Consider the following 17,812-nt stretch of genomic DNA (forward strand, 5'->3'; position numbering starts at 1 on the left):
AAGATGTAATGGAAAATATAGCATTAATTGATTCGTTTTCAGAATTTAAAGATAATAAAAGTATAGACAGAGTAACATTAATGTCTATTTTAGAAGAAGTATTTAGAGCTGCCTTAAAACGTAAGTTTGGTTCAGATGATAATTTTGATATCATTATAAACCCAGATAAAGGAGATTTAGAAATTTGGAGAAATAGAGTTGTTGTTGCAGATGGTTTTTCTGAAGATGATAATGAAGAAATTGAATTAACAGAAGCAAGAAAAATTGAACCCGATTTTGAAATTGGTGAAGATGTTTCTGAAGAAGTTAAGTTAATAGATTTAGGTAGAAGAGCAATTTTAGCATTACGTCAAAACTTAATATCAAAAATATACGAACACGATAGTACAAATATCTTTAAACATTTTAAAGATTTAGAAGGTGAATTATATACAGCAGAAGTACATCACATTCGTCACAATGCAATTATTTTGTTAGATGATGATGGAAACGAAATTGTATTGCCAAAAAGTGAACAAATTCGTTCAGATTTCTTTAGAAAAGGAGATTCTGTAAGAGGTGTTATAAAAACAGTTGAATTAAGAGGAAATAAGCCAGCAATAATTTTATCTAGAACTGCACCAGCATTTTTAAATAAATTATTTGAGCAAGAAATTCCTGAAGTTTTCGACGGTTTAATTACTGTAGAAGGTGTTGCAAGAATTCCTGGTGAAAAAGCAAAAGTAGCTGTAGATTCTTATGATGATAGAATAGATCCTGTTGGAGCTTGTGTTGGTGTTAAAGGTTCAAGAATTCACGGAATTGTACGTGAATTAGGTAACGAAAATATTGATGTTATCAACTATACCAAAAACGAACAATTATTCATTTCAAGAGCTTTGAGCCCTGCAAAGGTTACCTCAATGGAAATTGAAATGTATGAGGAAGAAAGAAATGGTAAAAAAGGACGAGTTAGTGTTTTGTTAAGACCAGAAGAAGTATCAAAAGCAATTGGTAGAGGTGGAGTTAACATACGTTTAGCAAGTGAGTTAACTGGTTACGAAATAGATGTTAAGAGAGAAGGCTTAGAAGAAGAAGATGTAGAATTAACAGAATTTACCGATGAAATTGAAGACTGGGTAATTACAGAATTCAAGAAAATAGGATTAGATACTGCAAGAAGTGTATTAGAAACTAGTGTTGCAGAATTAGTGAAAAGAACTGATTTAGAAGAAGAAACTATCATGGATGTTCAAAGAATTCTTAAAGAAGAATTTGAATAATTATTATGGATAGTATTAAAGAAGTAACGTAAAAATTTATATTTTTACAATTATAAAGTTAAAAAGAATATATGTCTGTAGGCAAAACAATGAGGCTTAATAAGGTTTTAAGAGAGTTAAACATTTCTCTTGATAGAGCAGTAGAATATTTAGCAAAGAATGGTCATGAAATAGAAGCAAGACCAACTACTAAAATTTCTGGTGATATCTATCAAGTTTTACAAGATGGCTTTGAAACAGATGCAAATAAAAAAGCTGCATCTAAAGAAGTTGGCGAGGAAAAACGTAAAGAGAAAGAGGCAATTCGTTTAGAAATAGAAGCTAAATTAGAAAAGAAAAGAACGGAAGAAGCTAAAAAAGAAGAAGTTCTTAAAGCCAAAGCAGATAAATTAGAGTTTAAAACTGTTGGTAAAATTGATATTGATAAGGTTGGTAAAAAACCTGTTGAAATTAAAGAAGAGCCAAAGAAAGAAGAACCTAAGAAGGAAGAAGTAAAAGAAACTCCAAAAGAAGTTGCTGTTACTGAAGCTAAAGTTGAAGAAACTAAAGCAGAAACTCCAAAAGTAGCAGAACCTAAAGTTGCTGAAACTAAAGAAGAAGCACCTGTTGTTGAAAAACCAGTTTTAGAAAAACCTGCTGTTGAAGCTCCTAAAGCTAAAAAATCAGTTTCAGAAATCGAAAAGATAGTTTCTAAAGTGGGTACTAAACCAGAACCTAAAAAGGATTCTAAGAAAGAAGAAACAAAAGCTGAAGAAGTAACTGCAGAAAATGCAGAAGCTATTAAAACTCAGTATAAAAAATTAGACGGACCTAACTTTACAGGTAAGAAAATTGACTTAAAGCAATTTGAAAGACCTAAGAAGAAAAAGCCTGATGTTAAAAAAGCAGCAACTACAGATCCTAAAAAGAAACGTAAACGTATTAGCAAACCTGGTGGAGGTGGTGTTGGAAGACCAACTGCAAATAGACCTTCAGGAAATAGCGCTGCTAGACCAAGAGGAACAGGACCAAGAGGAAGAGCAAACAGTAGAACTCCAATTAAAAAGGAGGAACCTACAGAAGCAGATATCCAAAAACAAGTAAGAGAAACTCTTGAAAAACTTCAAGGAAAATCTTCTAGAGGAAAAGGTGCAAAATATCGTAGAAATAAAAGAGATGCTCGAAGAGAGCAGTCAGATGCAGAACAAGAAGCACAAGCATTAGACAACAAAATCTTAAAAGTAACAGAATTTGTTACTGTAAGTGAAGTTGCTACAATGATGGATGTTCCTGTAACAAATATTATTTCTGCATGTATGTCTTTAGGAATGATGGTTACAATGAATCAACGTTTAGATGCAGAAACATTAGTAATTGTTGCTGAGGAATTTAACCACAAAGTAGAATTTGTTGGAGCAGAAGTAGAAGAATCAATTGAAGAAGTAATAGACAAACCAGAAGATTTAATAACACGTGCACCAATTATTACAGTAATGGGGCATGTAGATCATGGTAAAACTTCTTTACTAGATTATATTAGAAAAGCAAATGTAATTGAAGGCGAAAGTGGTGGAATTACGCAACATATTGGAGCGTATTCTGTAAATGTTGGTGATCAAAAAATTGCATTTTTAGATACACCTGGTCACGAAGCCTTTACAGCAATGCGTGCTAGAGGTGCTCAAGTAACGGATTTAGTAATTATTGTAGCTGCAGCAGATGATGATGTAATGCCACAAACAAAGGAAGCAATTTCTCATGCGCAAGCAGCAGGAGTTCCTATCATTTTTGCAATAAACAAGATTGATAAGCCAAATGCGAATCCAGATAATGTGAAGACGCAATTATCTCAAATGAATTTGTTGATAGAAGAATGGGGAGGAAATATCCAATCTCAAGATATATCAGCAAAAGTTGGAACAGGTATTCCAGAATTATTAGAGAAAGTTTTATTAGAAGCTGAAATTTTAGAATTAAAGGCAAATCCTAATAAAAATGCTGTTGGTGCAGTTGTAGAAGCACAATTAGATAAAGGTAGAGGTTATTTAACCACTATTTTAGTACAAGCAGGTACTTTAAAAATTGGAGATTATTTATTAGCAGGTAAACATAGTGGTAAAGTAAAAGCTATGTTCGATGATAAAGGAAATAATTTACAGACAGCAGGTCCATCAACTCCAGTATCTATTTTAGGTTTAGATGGTGCTCCACAAGCTGGTGATAAATTTAATGTTTTTGATGATGAAAGAGAAGCAAAACAAATTGCTTCTAAACGTTCTCAACTACAAAGAGAGCAATCTGTAAGAACACAGAAAACTTTAACACTTGCAGAAATTGGAAGACGAATTGCACTTGGAGATTTCAAAGAGTTAAATATAATTTTAAAAGGAGATGTAGATGGTTCTGTAGAAGCATTAACAGATTCTTTCCAAAAATTATCTACGGAAGAAATTCAAGTAAATATTTTACATAAAGGAGTTGGAGCTATTACAGAAAGTGATGTATTATTAGCAACAGCATCAGATGCAATTATTGTTGGATTTAACGTAAGACCGCAAGGAAATGCAAGAGTTATAGCAGATAAAGAAGAAGTTGATATTAGAACCTATTCTATTATTTACGATGCAATTAATGACTTAAAAGATGCCATGGAAGGAATGTTATCTCCTGAAATGAAAGAAGAAGTTACTGGTAATGTTGAAATTAGAGAAGTTTATAAAATTTCTAAAGTAGGAAATATTGCAGGTTGTATGGTAATGTCTGGTAAAATCTATAGAGATTCTAAAGTTAGAATTATTAGAGATGGTATTGTTGTTCATGATGGAGTTCTATCATCTTTAAAACGTTTTAAAGACGATGTGAAGGAAGTTGCAAAAGGTTATGATTGTGGACTTCAATTAAAGAACTATAATGATATTGAAGAAGGTGATGTTATTGAAGCTTACAAAGAAGTAGCAGTTAAAAAGAAGTTGAAATAAATTCTTTTTAAATTTATATAAAAAACACCAAAGCTAATTTAGTTTTGGTGTTTTTTTTGGATGAATATTTAATTTCGTATTAAACTAAAGTACCCAGTTTTACTGATTAAATTATTGTCTTTATCAATAATGTCAGCTTTAAACCAATAATTATTAGCAATTAATTTTTCACTATTATAAGTTCCATCCCAACCTAATGACGTGAAGTTAGTAATTTGATGTATTAGTTTCCCATATCTATCAAAAATTCTCACATTAATGGATCTAAAAGAAGTTTCGTTTAAACCACAGATATTCCAATAATCATTTTTTCCATCATCATTTGGAGTAAAGTATTCTTTAAACCCAATTACAGCAACTTCTGTAAAAATAAGTTCTTCACAATTGTTAATATCTCTAACATAAATTGTTCTCAAGCCTGCTTCAACATTGTTAAAAGTAAACATTGTAGAATTTCCAGAAAAGTTTACATTATCTAATGAAAACTCATAAGTACTATTTCCTTCTATTGATACAGTAACAATGTTATTTGTTTCATCCTCTGTATTTACCTCAATATTCGTGAAAATAGCTTTTTCAGGGTTTTCTACAACGAAAGTTTTTGAATTAGAACAAAGCAAGCCATTTTCAGCTTTATAAGCGGTTAGTGAAAATTCTCCAACTGTATCTAAAATAAAATCTTTAGAAACACTTATAATGCTTCCTTGGCTATTTCTCCATTCATAACGATCGTTAGAAGCATCAGCACTAATAATTACAGGAGGTTTTAAACTTGGATTAAAACAAATACTATAAGTATCCTGAAGATTTATAATTGGATCAGGGTTTACAATAACATTAAAAGATTGTATTCCTCCACAAGAAAAATCAGCTTCTTGAGCTTTTACAAAAATAGTGGCAGTTTTTGATGAAAAGGCACCTATTAATTCGTTTGTATTTGTTTGGGCTTCTATGTAACTAGGATAAAATTTCAAACTTGTTCTATCAGAAATTCCTAATTGGTTTTTAATTGAAGTAGCAATTGCTCTTCCATTAAAATTACCAATTTGATTTCCAGAAATTCCATCAGAATTTTCACAAGTATAAAAATCGCTTATAGTGCCTAAAGAAACGAAACGAGCTGTAACAGTAAAAGAAGTGGTTTCAAAACATCCATTTTGATTTATAACTTTTACAAAAATTCCTTGATTCGGAATTGAATTATTAAAGTTTTCTGGATTTAAAATTCGATTATTATCGTTATTTAGATCTGTCTGGTTTTCATAGAAATACAATGTTTCATCTAAACTGGGATTTGTGATTTTTTGTTTTATAGTATATAAATTAAAAGTTGATAAGCCATCCATGTTATCATCACATTCTACAATTTCTTGATTAGATTTTAAACTTGGCAAAGAATAAACCTCTACTGTTTTGTAAATTGATATTTTTGAATTATTAACAGTTAAAATAGCTTTCACATTATAGTTTCCTGGTGCTGAATATATATGTTTAACATTTATGCCATTTGCAAAGGTTCCATCTCCAAAATCCCAATCGATATTTGTAATGTTTGAATAAGAATCCGCAGAAAAAGAAAACTCATCAACTAAACATTTGTTTTCAGTTATAATTCTTGAAGCAAAATAAGACTGAATAAAATTAGGCAGACCTTTGGAGCTAAAACCAGGACTTACGCTTTGAGAATCATGCGCATAATTAGCACCTTCTCCTACAATTTCAGGATTATTAATAACACCAATTTTAGAAGATGGAATTAAATTACCATCACTATCGTTTTCGGAAAGTGCAGCATATATTTTTCCATTTGGAGCCAATTGCAAAGAACCTGGAGCGTATTTTGAAGATTGGAAAATAATTTTACCAATTGGTGGATAATCAAATCCAGTAAGAGGTTCAGACATTTTATGCTGTAATATGGCATAAGAAAATGATCCTCCAAAAAAAGCAGTAGAAATATATAGCAGTTCAGAACTCTGAGAAAATTCTACCCCAAAAGCTCCAAAACCAGAACCAAAATCAATCTTTAGTCCAATAATATTATTACTTTTTACAATTCCTGTTTCTGAATCAAAATCGAAAACATATACTGTAAAAGCAAAACTAATTACCACAATTTTTTTTGAATCTGGACTAACTTTCATTTGCCCTTTATTTGATCTAAAATCCTCAACTGTGCTGCTTATAGGAGCATTAGAAACTCCTGTTTCATCAATTTTAAAATTCAAAAAAGTATCTACAGTAGCATCTGCATCTATTTTACCAACTGAAATTAGCCAAATAGATTTTCCGTCTTTATGATGTACAGCTGTTAGTCTTTCTGATGTAAATCTTCTTAAATTAATATTTTTATTGATTATTTTTCCTAAAGGGTATGTGTTTGAAATTTCAATTTCAGAATAATGAAGTCCAGCTTGTGGGTCTTGTACACCATCAGAATTTGTGCTTTGATTTTTTGTTGAAAAAACGTAATAAATTAAATCACTATTTGGTTTTGGAATAATAATAGTAGACTGTGTATTATTTTTATCACCAAACAAATTATCACCATTTTCCATAATTTGATGATTTTTGTTCCAAACTGTCTCACCATTTGTGTAAAAAAGTAAATTACCATTAGTATCAGAAATTGATGCAGATCCTTGTGGAGTATTCATTGCACTGTTTTCTAAAACTTTAATTTTACCATCTTTAAAATTAAAAGCAGCATTGTTACCAAAATACCAATTTAAAGTCTCATTTTGAGCGAAAAGCCCCAATGAAAATAAAAGGACTAAAATGGAAACATAATTTTTCATTTTTTTGTTTCTTTAGAATACTATTTCTAATTTTTTTTTAAAGAACTCTATGAAATTTGTTTTTATAATACTATCAATTTCTAATTAAACTAAAATTTCCAGATTGTTTAATAACGTTATCATCTATATCAATAATTTCTGCTTTAAACCAATAATTGTTGGTCATTAATAATTTTCCATTATAGGTTCCATCCCATCCTAGAGAATTAAAATCTGTTATAGATCCTATAATTTTTCCATATCTATCAAAAATATAAACATTTACAGATTTAAAACTTGTAGCTGTTAAACCTTTAATATTCCAAAAATCATTGTTTCCATCTCCATTTGGTGTAAAGAATTTTTTAAAACCAATTACAGAAACGTTTGTTTGTATTGGTTCTTCACAATCATTAAGATCTTTTACATAAACTGTTCTTAAACCAGCTTCAACATTTGTAAATGTAAATGATGTTCCATTTCCAAAAAAGCTTGTATTGTCTAAAGAAAATTCATAATTGCTGTTACCATTAACATTTAATGTAATTGTGTTGTTTCTTTCATCTTCTGTGTTTACATCTATTTGAGAGAAAGTTGCAATATCAGGATTTACAACAGCAAAATCATTTCTAACAGAACACATTAAACCATTTTCAGATTTATATACTGTTAACGAGTATTCTCCAATGGAACTTAAAATAAAATCTTTATTTATACTTACAATAGTTTCACTACTATCTCTCCATTCAAAACGATTGTTAGCAGCATCTGCACTAATAATAACGGGTGGTTTTAAACTTGGATTGTAACAAATTGTATAAGAGTCTTGTAAATTTATGTTAAGGCTAGTGTTTACAGTTAAATTTATGGGTTCTATACCTCCACAACCTGAATTATTATCAATTCTTAAATATATTATTGTTGTTGTAGATGTAAAGTTTAATGGTAATTCATTTTTTGTTGTTAAAGCATCTGTCAGATTTTTATAAAATCTCAACTTCGATGCTCGAGTAACATTAAACATAGATCTTATTTCTAATTCTTTTATCTTTAAATCGAACAAACCTTCTGAATTATTCAGAATATCATCAGAATTTTCACAAACAAACATTGGAGGAATGTTTCCTAGATCTACATAAGTGGTTCTAATAAAAAAATTACTAACATTTACACAACCATTTTCACTTATAGCTCTTATAAAGAGTTCTTGAGGATTGCTTTCGTTTTCAAAATTCTCAGGATTTGGAATTCTATCAATATCATTTTGAGCATTTGCTAACGATTTATAAAAATATAGTTCGTGTTCGAGACTTGGATTTGTTATTTTTTCTTCAATATCAAACAAATCAAAAATATCAACTCCATCATTGCTAATGTCACATTGCTCAAGCGTTTGATTTGGTTTTAACTCAGGAAGAGGAAAAACTATTATATTTTTATAAACAGAATTTACTGTATTATTTATAGTAATATCTGCTTTTACTAAATAACTTCCAGCTGTTAAATATTGATGACTAGGTTTCATTTGATTAGAAGTATTACCATCACCAAAATCCCACAAAATATTTGTTACAGGTGCATAAGCATCAATTTCGAAATTAAAAGTATCGAAAACACATTTGTTTTCAGTAATAATTCTATTTCTTAAATACGATTGAATAAAATTTGGTAATCCTTTAAAAGATGCTCCAGTTTGTAAATCTTCGGATAAATGATTAATTGTTGGGTTTAAGTCTTCAGGATTTTCAATAATTGTAATTTGTGTTGAGGAAGAAATAGAGTTTTCATTTTGAACATAAGTAGATACATAAATCTTTCCATTGCTACCTAATTGTAAACTACCAAAATAAACTTCTGAAGATCTAAATAATTGTTTTTTTGGATTAAAAAGAGGGTCAGTTGGAAAAGGGTTTTCTAATAAAAATTGATTAATACTGCTATAACTAAGAGGAATAACATCTGCAGTGTAGTATAGTATTTTAGAATCTTGAGAAAACTCTAATCCATAAGCAGATTTAGGATTAAAAAGAGCAGTGGTTGTAAATATTTTTTCTCTTAAAATAATTTCTCCTGTTTCATTATTAAAATAGTACAAATCAATATTTGTGTTTCCATAATCTGCAACAGCTACGTGTTTTCCATCAGGAGAAACTTTCATAGCACCAATTTTAGATGTTGTTTCTTCTTGAGCTGTAACTATGGGTGCATTTAATCCTGTTTCATCAATTTTATATAGTGTAAAAGTATTTATAGGTGTGCCTTCAATTCTTGCAATTGGTCCAAAAACAATAAGCCAAATAGATTTTCCATCTGCATGATGAACTGCTGTTATTTTCTCTGATGCAGAATCTCTAATAGCCTGAAATTTATATAAAACTCTACCTAAAGGATATTGGCTTGTAATTTCAACTTCAGATAAGAAAATTCCTTCAGATACAATAGGATTTGTAGAAGATGTTGTTTTGGTTGTAAAAATATAAAAACGTTCATCTGAACCAGGTTTGGGAATAATAATAGAAGTTTGGGTGTTTTCGATAGTTGTTGCTAAACCATCACCATTTTCCATTATTTCGTGGTTTTTATTAAAAACTGTTTTTCCATTTGTGTAAAAAAGTAAATTTCCTTCTCTATCAGAAATTGAAGAGCAACCTGCAGGAGTATTCATTTCTCCATCAGTTAGAATATTAGTTCTTGGATTTTTAAAGTTGATGCCAGCTCTATTTCCAAAATACCAATTATCAGCTTCTCTTTGAGCATTAATACTTAGAGATATCAGTATAAAAAAGAAGACGACAAAAGTTTTCATAATTTATTGTTTCCTCAAAAGTGAAAAGTTTCCTTTTTTATTGATGGTTGGTTTTGTGGTATCAGCAGGAATTAATGTAATATTGAACCAATAATCATCAGATGGTAATAATTTACCTTGATACATTCCATTCCAACCTTGGCTATCTATTGGTTCTTGTGCTACTAATTTTCCATATCTGTTAAAAATATTGATGCTCACATTTGGATAAAAATCTTTGTTAGCGCCTTTTACAATCCAAGTGTCGTTTTTTCCATCACCATTTGGTGTAAAGAATTTAGGAAACTGAATTACAGAAACTAACAACATTTCATCTGGTGCACAACCATTTTTATCGTTTACAATTATTTGATACACACCACCTTCTAAGTTTTCAAAAAGCGGTTCATCTTGAAAACCGATGATTGGAATTCTTGAATTATCATCTGTATTAATAACTGCAAACTGATAGTCTCCAGGACCTAAATTGTTTGTAATTGTATCTATTGAAATCGATAAATTATCTTCACTACCAATGTTATTGCCTTCATCTATAATTGTAATAAAACTGCGCTCTAAAATAGCTGGATTGGATTCGTTAACAACAATATTTTCTGTTCTTTCACACAAAGTACCATCAGTAGTAGTTGCAGTAACTGTATAGGTTCCACCACTTGTAATGTTTATATTATCTCTAGAAACTGTGTTTAGAACAGTTCCATTTTCATCTTGCCAAATGTAAGTGTAGACATCTCTTGCATTTTCTGCAGCAATGTTTAAAGGCAAATCATTTAAACATAAAATTTGAGGTGTTGTCACTGTAAAATCGGGTAATGTGTTGATGATAACATCAAAAGTGGCATCATCATTAACACAAAGCGTATTTTTATTTTCAATACGAACAAAAATAGTTTCTGTAGTATTTGTATTTTGATAAGGAGAAATAATGGCATCAGTTCCAGCACTTGCATCTGCTTGCGAGTTATGGAAAGTAACATTAAAATCGTTTGGACTTTGAGTTGCTCCTAAAATTTCAGTTATTTTACTATCTAAATCGATATTTTGAATAATTCCATTGGCATCATCACCATCTAAAGCATTATCACAATAGGCTAAATTGGTTGGTACCTCAAAAACGGGTTCAGGGTTTACAATTACATCAAAATTAGAAATTCCGTTTGCACATTGTGTATCATCATTAAAAATACGCACAAAAATTGTTTCTCTATTTGGAGTGCTATTTGAATATGGAGAACTTAAAGGATTATCTCCATTTCTAGCTTCAGCCAAAGATCTATGATACGTAACTGTATGCGTATTTGGGTCTTGAGTGCCTAAAATACCAGCAGTTTGAGAATTTAAATCAATAGATTGTGAAAAACCATTTCTTGCAGAACCATCGGAATTTTCATCACAAATTTCTAAATCATCAACAAAATTGGCAATTGGAATAGGATTTACAACCACATTAAACGAAGTATGATCTGTAAAACAAGCAGTTGCGTTATTAATAACTCTCACAAAAATTGGTTGCGAATCACGAGTTGTATTTGCAAAAGGTGATGTTTGAGCATTATCTCCAGTATTGGCATCAGCTGCAGAAAGGTGATAGGTTACTGTAAAATCAGCAGGGTTTTGCCCATTTAAAATACCAGCAGTTTGGGATTCTAAATCAAAAGATTGTACAATTCCATTGGTTTCATCACCATCAATGGCATTATCACAAAGTTCTAAATCTGGAACATTTTCAGCTTTAGGAACTGTATTTGTTTTTAAATATAATTCACCAGTTCCAGAACAGTTATTGTTGTTTTTATTGGTGATTTTAAAATAAATAGTTTGTCTTGTAACATCTGAAGGAAAATTGATGTTTCTGTAATTTCCAATGTCAGGAATTTCATTTACAACAGCAGTTCTATCTGCTCTAGTTTCAAAATAAGAGATTTCTAAATCTGGTTGTAAAAGAGGAGGGAAGAATGCTAAAATTTCAGCATTAGCTTCCCTAAAATCGAAGTTTGTAATTCCATCAGTATCATTATTTGCAGGACCATTTGTGCCATCAGTTTGTAAAAAATCGTCACAAACAGCATCAAATTCTTTGTTGTAAGCCACATCTGCAGCAGCTTCTACTTCTAAATTTATTTTAGAAATTCGGTAACAATCTTCAGAGGAAATAGTTCTTACCCAAGCTTCTCCATTTTGATTTACAGGATAACGTAATTCATCTGTAACCAAAGGAGTTCCTGCAATTGCATCTGCTTCAGTAGCAAAATATTGGAAAGTTTCATTGGCAGAATTTGTAGAAATACTAATTTCTGCTTCTGTAAGATTTACAGTCGATATTCTGTCTAAATCATCATCACATTGCAATAAATCTACTTCTGCAGTTACAATTGGTAAAGGATCAACAACTAGTTCTAAAGTTGCATCTGCATCATAACAATCAGTATTGTCTTTATTTTCTACTCTTACATAAACTGTTTGAGAGTTCGTAACAGAATAGTTCGCATTTTTATCTATAATTGTTGTAGCATCATTTATATCTGCACCAATTTTAGTTGTGTGATATGTAATATTATATTGATTATGATCTAAAGTTCCATAAATTTCAGAATGTTTTGTGTTTAACAGAAATGTATTTACAACACCATCAGTATCTGAACCACTTTCTAAATCATCACAAATTCTATAAGGTTCTGGTTGTGTAGGAATTGGTAAATCTGTAACAGCTAAAGTAAAATTTGTAATTTCAAAACAAGCATCGATAGCTTTTTTGTTGTGCACTCTAGCAAATATTGTCTCAGAACTAAAAGCTGTAGGGTTTGTATATACTTTTGGTAAAGCCTCTGAATTGGATAAAGCATTTGCTTTAGAAGTAAAATAAAGTACTTCAAAAGTATCAGGATCTAAACCATTCAAAATTTCATTGTTTTTAAGAGTCTCTAAATCAAAAGAGTTAAAACCATCTCTGTCAGTATCACAAAAAACAATATTTGCAGGTTGTGTAGCAACTGCAGCATCAAAAACTTCTATGTTAAAGGCTCCATTATATTCTATATTATTTCCACAGTTATCTTCTAAAGTAATTTTTAATGTATAATTTCCTGTATTTGCTACCTTTTGTAGATTGGTTAAAATTAAATTCGGATCTGTAGAAATCTCTTCTGCACGAACACCATCACTATAAGTCCAGCTATACGTTTTATTGACTCCTTCAACTTCTTGAGAAAGTATAGTTTTATCTTCACCTACACAAAATTTTAAATTTTGATTATTTAAAGAAGCATTGGTTACAGCATCTGTAATTTCAATCTCAAGAAAGAAAGATTGTATAAAAGGAGGTAATCCTTCTGTAGAGATTCTGGTATTTAAAAAAAGACCATTTTCTTCGAAACCAATTTCATTAGTAGTTCTATCACTAAAATCGTTTTCAGGATAATTAATAACTCCTAAATAATTTTGGCGACTTCTAGCATAATAAATTTTTCCATTTGCAGCTAACTGAAGAGCTCCTCTATAACCAGCACTTGTATCGTAAATCAATTTTGCACTTGCATTTATGTCAGAAATATTTCTAGAATCTAAACTAAACTGCCAAATAGATGAATATTGAGGAGAGTTTCTGTTGCCATTATTGTCTAATTGACTATGTACACCTGTTGAAATGTATAATTTTTTACTATCTCTAGAAAATTCGACACCATAACCATTACCAATGTTATTTCTTATAGAGCCACCATTTGTAATTTTTCCATTTAATGCATTAAAATCAAAAATATATGTTCCAGAATTGGCACTTGCATTTACAAGCGTTTTACCATCAGGAGATATTTTTAAATAACCTCTTAAATTGTCTAAATTATTGTTATGATTAGAAGTTATAGGAGAGTTTACTACACCATTTTTATCAATGAGATAAGCGTAAAAATTATTTCTATCAGAAGTTATTACCCAAAATGTATTACAATCACTACCTCTAACAGCCGTAATTTTTTCTCTAGATAAACCAGACGAAATTAATGGAGTGTTTTTCGTAGTAACTGCTCCTAAACCATTATTAAGTCTCATATCTACTATGGAAAAAGCAACTCCATTTCCATCAGTATCAAGTGTTTGTTGATTTCCAACAGTAAAAATATAGTAAATATTATTGTCTAAGGGTTTTGGAACAATTATAGCAGATTGTGCACTTGAAGAGTTTCCTAATAATCCAGTACCACTCATCATAACTCCATCATTCCTATCATAAACAATTGAACCATCTGTGTAAAATTGTAATTCGCCATTTGCATTTGAAATAGAAGCAGAACCTTCATCAGTAGAAAGTCCTCCATTTAGAAAATTGGGTGGGTTTGTGGTAAAATCTAAACCAGCATTTTCACCAAAAAACCAATAGTTAGCTTCTTTTTGAGAAAATATATTTAATGTAAAAAAAATGATTAAAACTAGAAATAATTTCTTCATTTAATATTGTTTGAATAATTTATGTCAAATATATTTAAAAAGGTTAAGAAGTTAGGGTTTTTAACATTCTTAAATAAAGCAATAATTTAAAGATTTTTCAAAAGACTGTAACAAATACTAAATTTATGCTACATATATATAAAATTATATTTCTTATCCTAAAAAAAAATAACGAAATTGCTTGTCTAAAAATTGTTCAACCTTAAAAACTAAAAATATGTCTGATGATTTTGATTTGTTAGAAACGAACTCTAACCAAAAAACTGAAAAAGTAGAAGTAAACTGGGGTAAAGCTGTAGATTCCATGAAATCTAAATTGGCACAAGAGGAAGATCCAGAAAAACGCCAAAAAATTCTAAATGCTACATTAGATGATGTTGTGCAGATGGCCGAAAAAGATAGAACTACACTTTTAGACGCTATAAAAGATCTAACAGATTATCAAGATGAAGTGGGCATTATGTTCGAGAAATTTTCGTCATTAAATCCTGCTGAACAAAAAGTAATCGATGATGCTCAGAAAGAATTAGAGAGAGCTAGAATAGAATTAGAAGACGCTCAAAACAAACCAGACACTTGGTGGAATAATTTGTGGGGAAGGAAATCTAAAATCAAAAAAGAAGAGCAGGAATTTGCAGAAGCAGAAAAAACACGATCAGGAGCAGACAATAAAGCAAAAGCATTATTTCAACAAAGAATAGAAAGTGCAGATATACAAACACTTTTAGGTGAATTATCTTTTAAATCTCAAGCTGCTGTAAATCGATTAAAAAACAGAGAAGTTGAAATTAAAGAAGTTGAAGAAAAGTTGAAAATGGCAATTGTAGAAGCTTCTAAAAATCATACAAAAGCATTAGAAAAGAAAAAAGAAACTGAAGATAAATTAGAAGAGCAATATGCTTTGTTAAAACAATCTCGCCAAGAATTAGATGAAATTGCAGACAAACAATCCACAGCATATTCAGAGGCAATTGGAAAAGTAACCACAATTGAGCAAAAAGTTGAGGAATTAGAAGGTTTAAAAAATGCTTACACAACGTTGGCTGCAAGTAAAGATAGTTTTGTGCATAAACACAATTTAACGATTAAAGTTTTAACTTCTTTACGTTCAAATTTGCAAACTCATAGAGCAAAACTAAAGTCAGATACAGAAGAGCGTTTAAAATATTATGATGGTTATGTTGTGGCTTTAAAAGCAAGAACAGATCAAGAATTTGCAGCAATTTTGGAGCATTTAGGAGTAAAAACAGATGAGCATATTGGAGCTACTTTAGCATCTATGCACTCTGCAAGTGCAAGAGCTCGTCAAGAAATGATGGATAATATTCCTGTTCACGAAAAAGTTATGAATGGGGTTTATAGTACGTATGCAGAGGCTTTACAGGAAATTAGAGAAAAGGATTCTGACATACAAAAGAATTTTGCAGACAGATATGGAATTGATATGAAAGAGATTTTTGAGGACTATTATAAAGCAGATAAGGAAGCTTCAAATTTAGATGTGGATAAAACTCCAGAAACTCCAAAGAAAGATATTTCTAATGACGATATGTTAAGCTAATCTTTCTGTAAAGATGTAATAATTCAAGTTATATGTTTATTAAAACTATATAATTTTTAGGGCGTTTCCCTGATGAAAAATCAGGGTCAGGCTTTCCATTATATCTTTTTTCAGAAAAGAAAAAAGGATGTCATTTCAATCCTTAACGCAACAGCATTTTTGAAAATGTATTTATTTTTTAAAGTTACAGATGTTATTTGATTTTTATATTTATAAAATATAAATATAAAATATAATTATTTGTTATATTTGTATAAAATTAATTTAAAATGGCAACATTCACATCTTCGTTACCTGATAGTTTATTAGATAAATTATCAGTTTTAGCAAAAGAATTAAAACTTCCTAAAAATAGGCTTATAGAAAATGCTTTAGAGTTATACTTAGAGCAAATAGAAAAAGCGAGTTATATAAAATCGTATAAACAAGCTGCTACAGATGAAGATATTTTAAAAGTTGCAGAAGAAGGGGTGCAAGAATACTTTACTGCTATCAATGATACAGAAACTAACTAATGAAGCAAGGCGAAATTTGGGAATTGTATTTAAATCCTACAAAAGGCAGTGAGCAAAATGGAAGAAGACCTGCTGTAATTATTAGTGGCGATATGTTAAACAAATATTTACAAGTGGTAATTGTTTGTCCGTTAACAACGAGCATCAAAAATTACAAAGGAAATTTAATTTTAAAACCAAATGCAAAAAATGGTTTATCTAAAATTTCTGAAGTTTTAACCTTTCACGTTCGTTCGGTTTCTAAAACAAGATTGGAGCAAAAAATTGGTGAGATTCCGTTAAAAGATATTGAAGTTATCAAAAAAACCTTAAATGATATTTTGAAGTATTAAATATGATTACAACTCCATTAGATTCTGCTATTTTAAACTCTAAAGAGCAATACATTTTTTACCATAAAATGGTCGATTTTGCTCTGAAAGAAATTATTGTGAGCATGCAACAAAAGAATTTGTGTACACAACAAGAATTAATTTTCTTCAAACAATATTCAGATTTATTGTTGTATTCTATTGAGGCAATGCGTATTAAATATATGTATGATGAAGAAGATAATATGAAAGTAGATTTAACAGACTCTGGTTTTCCTAATTATTTGGAGTTTCGATTTCTGTTTAATGATTTAGAGTTAAGAGAACAGCATTTAGACAAATTAGTGGATACAGATGCTTTAAAAGAACAATTTTTAGATACACTTTTACGTAAAAAAGAATCAATTAAAAAATCCGATTTATTCAAAGCTTCGTCTATTATTTATTACACAACAGTAGATAAAAAATACATCTTTAATCGATTTGTGCAAGGCAAAATTTTAGAAGCGCCAAAAGATACAAATTACGATTATGTTACAAGCTGGAGTTTTTATGATGTAAGTCATAACAGGCCTTTTATTTGCTTTATGTATTTTGATTATGATGGAAAAAATGCCATCAATGATAAGGAGAAAATTTATCAAACGTTAAAAGAAAGTGCAGATAGGGAAATGGCTTTAGATACTATGGCGTATAATATTGATAGAAAATTACCAAATTTAATTCCAAAGCATTTTAAAAGAATCGATTTAGGACCTTTTCATAATGTATTTGCAAAAGATGAAAACGAAATTACACATGCCATTTTAAGCGGAATTGCTTGTAAAACAATTCCATTAGAATCGTATGCAGTTTCCATGAATATTGATGAAGTATTTGCTGGAGAAACATTCACAGAAGGTAGCTTTTTTAACAAGCAAACTATGCAAAAATGGAGTGATGTTTTAAAGCAGAAATATCTTTTTGCTCCACATAGAATCATTCAACTTTTGCATAATCAAGTTCCTAGAACTTTAGATACATTAGCAAAAGAACCTATTTTGATGAGTGAAATTAAGTAGATAGTTTTCAATTAGAGATAAACAATTGAAACGAATAAAGACCTCACAGGTTTTTAAAACCTGTGAGGTCTGAAATACAAAATGATTTAAAAGATAAAAAAGGATAGATTGACGAGCTG

Annotated in this window: 9 protein-coding genes; 6 read left to right on the plus strand and 3 right to left on the minus strand. The window is 30.1% G+C overall.

Annotated features, from left to right (window positions below; genetic code table 11):
- The first annotated feature begins 8 nt into the window (after positions 1-8).
- Positions 9-1,262, plus strand: coding sequence for a transcription termination factor NusA (gene nusA / locus LPB03_RS15805; protein ID WP_065320603.1), 1,254 nt, complete (start codon positions 9-11; stop codon positions 1,260-1,262).
- A gap of 71 nt (positions 1,263-1,333) precedes the next feature.
- Positions 1,334-4,219, plus strand: coding sequence for a translation initiation factor IF-2 (gene infB, locus LPB03_RS15810; protein ID WP_065320604.1), 2,886 nt, complete (start codon positions 1,334-1,336; stop codon positions 4,217-4,219).
- A gap of 68 nt (positions 4,220-4,287) precedes the next feature.
- On the opposite strand, the gene LPB03_RS15815 is transcribed toward infB, so the two are convergent.
- The 3 genes from LPB03_RS15815 to LPB03_RS15825 all read right to left on the minus strand — a co-directional run bounded on the left by LPB03_RS15815 (position 4,288) and on the right by LPB03_RS15825 (position 14,245).
- Entirely contained in the window at positions 4,288-7,017 is a 2,730-nt protein-coding gene (locus tag LPB03_RS15815) for a T9SS type B sorting domain-containing protein (RefSeq protein ID WP_083187375.1), read from the minus strand.
- A 73-nt stretch (positions 7,018-7,090) separates the two neighbouring features.
- Entirely contained in the window at positions 7,091-9,802 is a 2,712-nt protein-coding gene (locus LPB03_RS15820) for a T9SS type B sorting domain-containing protein (protein WP_065320606.1), read from the minus strand.
- Between the two features lie 3 nt (positions 9,803-9,805).
- On the minus strand, positions 9,806-14,245 hold the full coding sequence (locus LPB03_RS15825) for a T9SS type B sorting domain-containing protein (protein WP_065320607.1): 4,440 nt from the start codon (positions 14,243-14,245) through the stop codon (positions 9,806-9,808).
- A 217-nt stretch (positions 14,246-14,462) separates the two neighbouring features.
- Here LPB03_RS15825 and LPB03_RS15830 point away from each other — a divergent pair, with 217 nt between their 5' ends.
- The 4 genes from LPB03_RS15830 to LPB03_RS15845 all read left to right on the plus strand — a co-directional run bounded on the left by LPB03_RS15830 (position 14,463) and on the right by LPB03_RS15845 (position 17,693).
- Positions 14,463-15,806, plus strand: coding sequence for a coiled-coil domain-containing protein (locus LPB03_RS15830; RefSeq protein WP_065320608.1), 1,344 nt, complete (start codon positions 14,463-14,465; stop codon positions 15,804-15,806).
- Between the two features lie 269 nt (positions 15,807-16,075).
- Positions 16,076-16,321 carry a ribbon-helix-helix domain-containing protein gene (locus LPB03_RS15835; protein ID WP_065320609.1) on the plus strand — a complete coding sequence of 82 codons (246 nt, stop codon included), beginning with the start codon at positions 16,076-16,078 and terminating at the stop codon, positions 16,319-16,321.
- Positions 16,321-16,653: a type II toxin-antitoxin system PemK/MazF family toxin gene (locus tag LPB03_RS15840; protein WP_065320610.1), complete on the plus strand. Its 333-nt coding sequence runs from the start codon at positions 16,321-16,323 to the stop codon at positions 16,651-16,653. The genes LPB03_RS15835 and LPB03_RS15840 overlap by 1 nt, the downstream gene beginning before the upstream one ends.
- Before the next feature lie 2 nt (positions 16,654-16,655).
- Positions 16,656-17,693 carry a hypothetical protein gene (locus LPB03_RS15845; RefSeq protein ID WP_065320611.1) on the plus strand — a complete coding sequence of 346 codons (1,038 nt, stop codon included), beginning with the start codon at positions 16,656-16,658 and terminating at the stop codon, positions 17,691-17,693.
- The last annotated feature ends 119 nt before the right edge of the window (positions 17,694-17,812 follow it).

Origin of the sequence: Polaribacter vadi (genome assembly GCF_001761365.1) — a bacterium.
GTDB lineage: Bacteria > Bacteroidota > Bacteroidia > Flavobacteriales > Flavobacteriaceae > Polaribacter > Polaribacter vadi.

Bases quoted from the DNA above. Each gene is read 5' to 3' on its own strand.
- LPB03_RS15835 (WP_065320609.1), top strand. From the start codon at position 16,076: ATGGCAACATTCACATCTTCGTTACCTGATAGTTTATTAGATAAATTA.
- nusA (WP_065320603.1), top strand. From the start codon at position 9: ATGGAAAATATAGCATTAATTGATTCGTTTTCAGAATTTAAAGATAAT.
- LPB03_RS15830 (WP_065320608.1), top strand. From the start codon at position 14,463: ATGTCTGATGATTTTGATTTGTTAGAAACGAACTCTAACCAAAAAACT.
- LPB03_RS15825 (WP_065320607.1), bottom strand. From the start codon at position 14,245: ATGAAGAAATTATTTCTAGTTTTAATCATTTTTTTTACATTAAATATA.
- LPB03_RS15840 (WP_065320610.1), top strand. From the start codon at position 16,321: ATGAAGCAAGGCGAAATTTGGGAATTGTATTTAAATCCTACAAAAGGC.
- LPB03_RS15820 (WP_065320606.1), bottom strand. From the start codon at position 9,802: ATGAAAACTTTTGTCGTCTTCTTTTTTATACTGATATCTCTAAGTATT.
- infB (WP_065320604.1), top strand. From the start codon at position 1,334: ATGTCTGTAGGCAAAACAATGAGGCTTAATAAGGTTTTAAGAGAGTTA.
- LPB03_RS15815 (WP_083187375.1), bottom strand. From the start codon at position 7,017: ATGAAAAATTATGTTTCCATTTTAGTCCTTTTATTTTCATTGGGGCTT.
- LPB03_RS15845 (WP_065320611.1), top strand. From the start codon at position 16,656: ATGATTACAACTCCATTAGATTCTGCTATTTTAAACTCTAAAGAGCAA.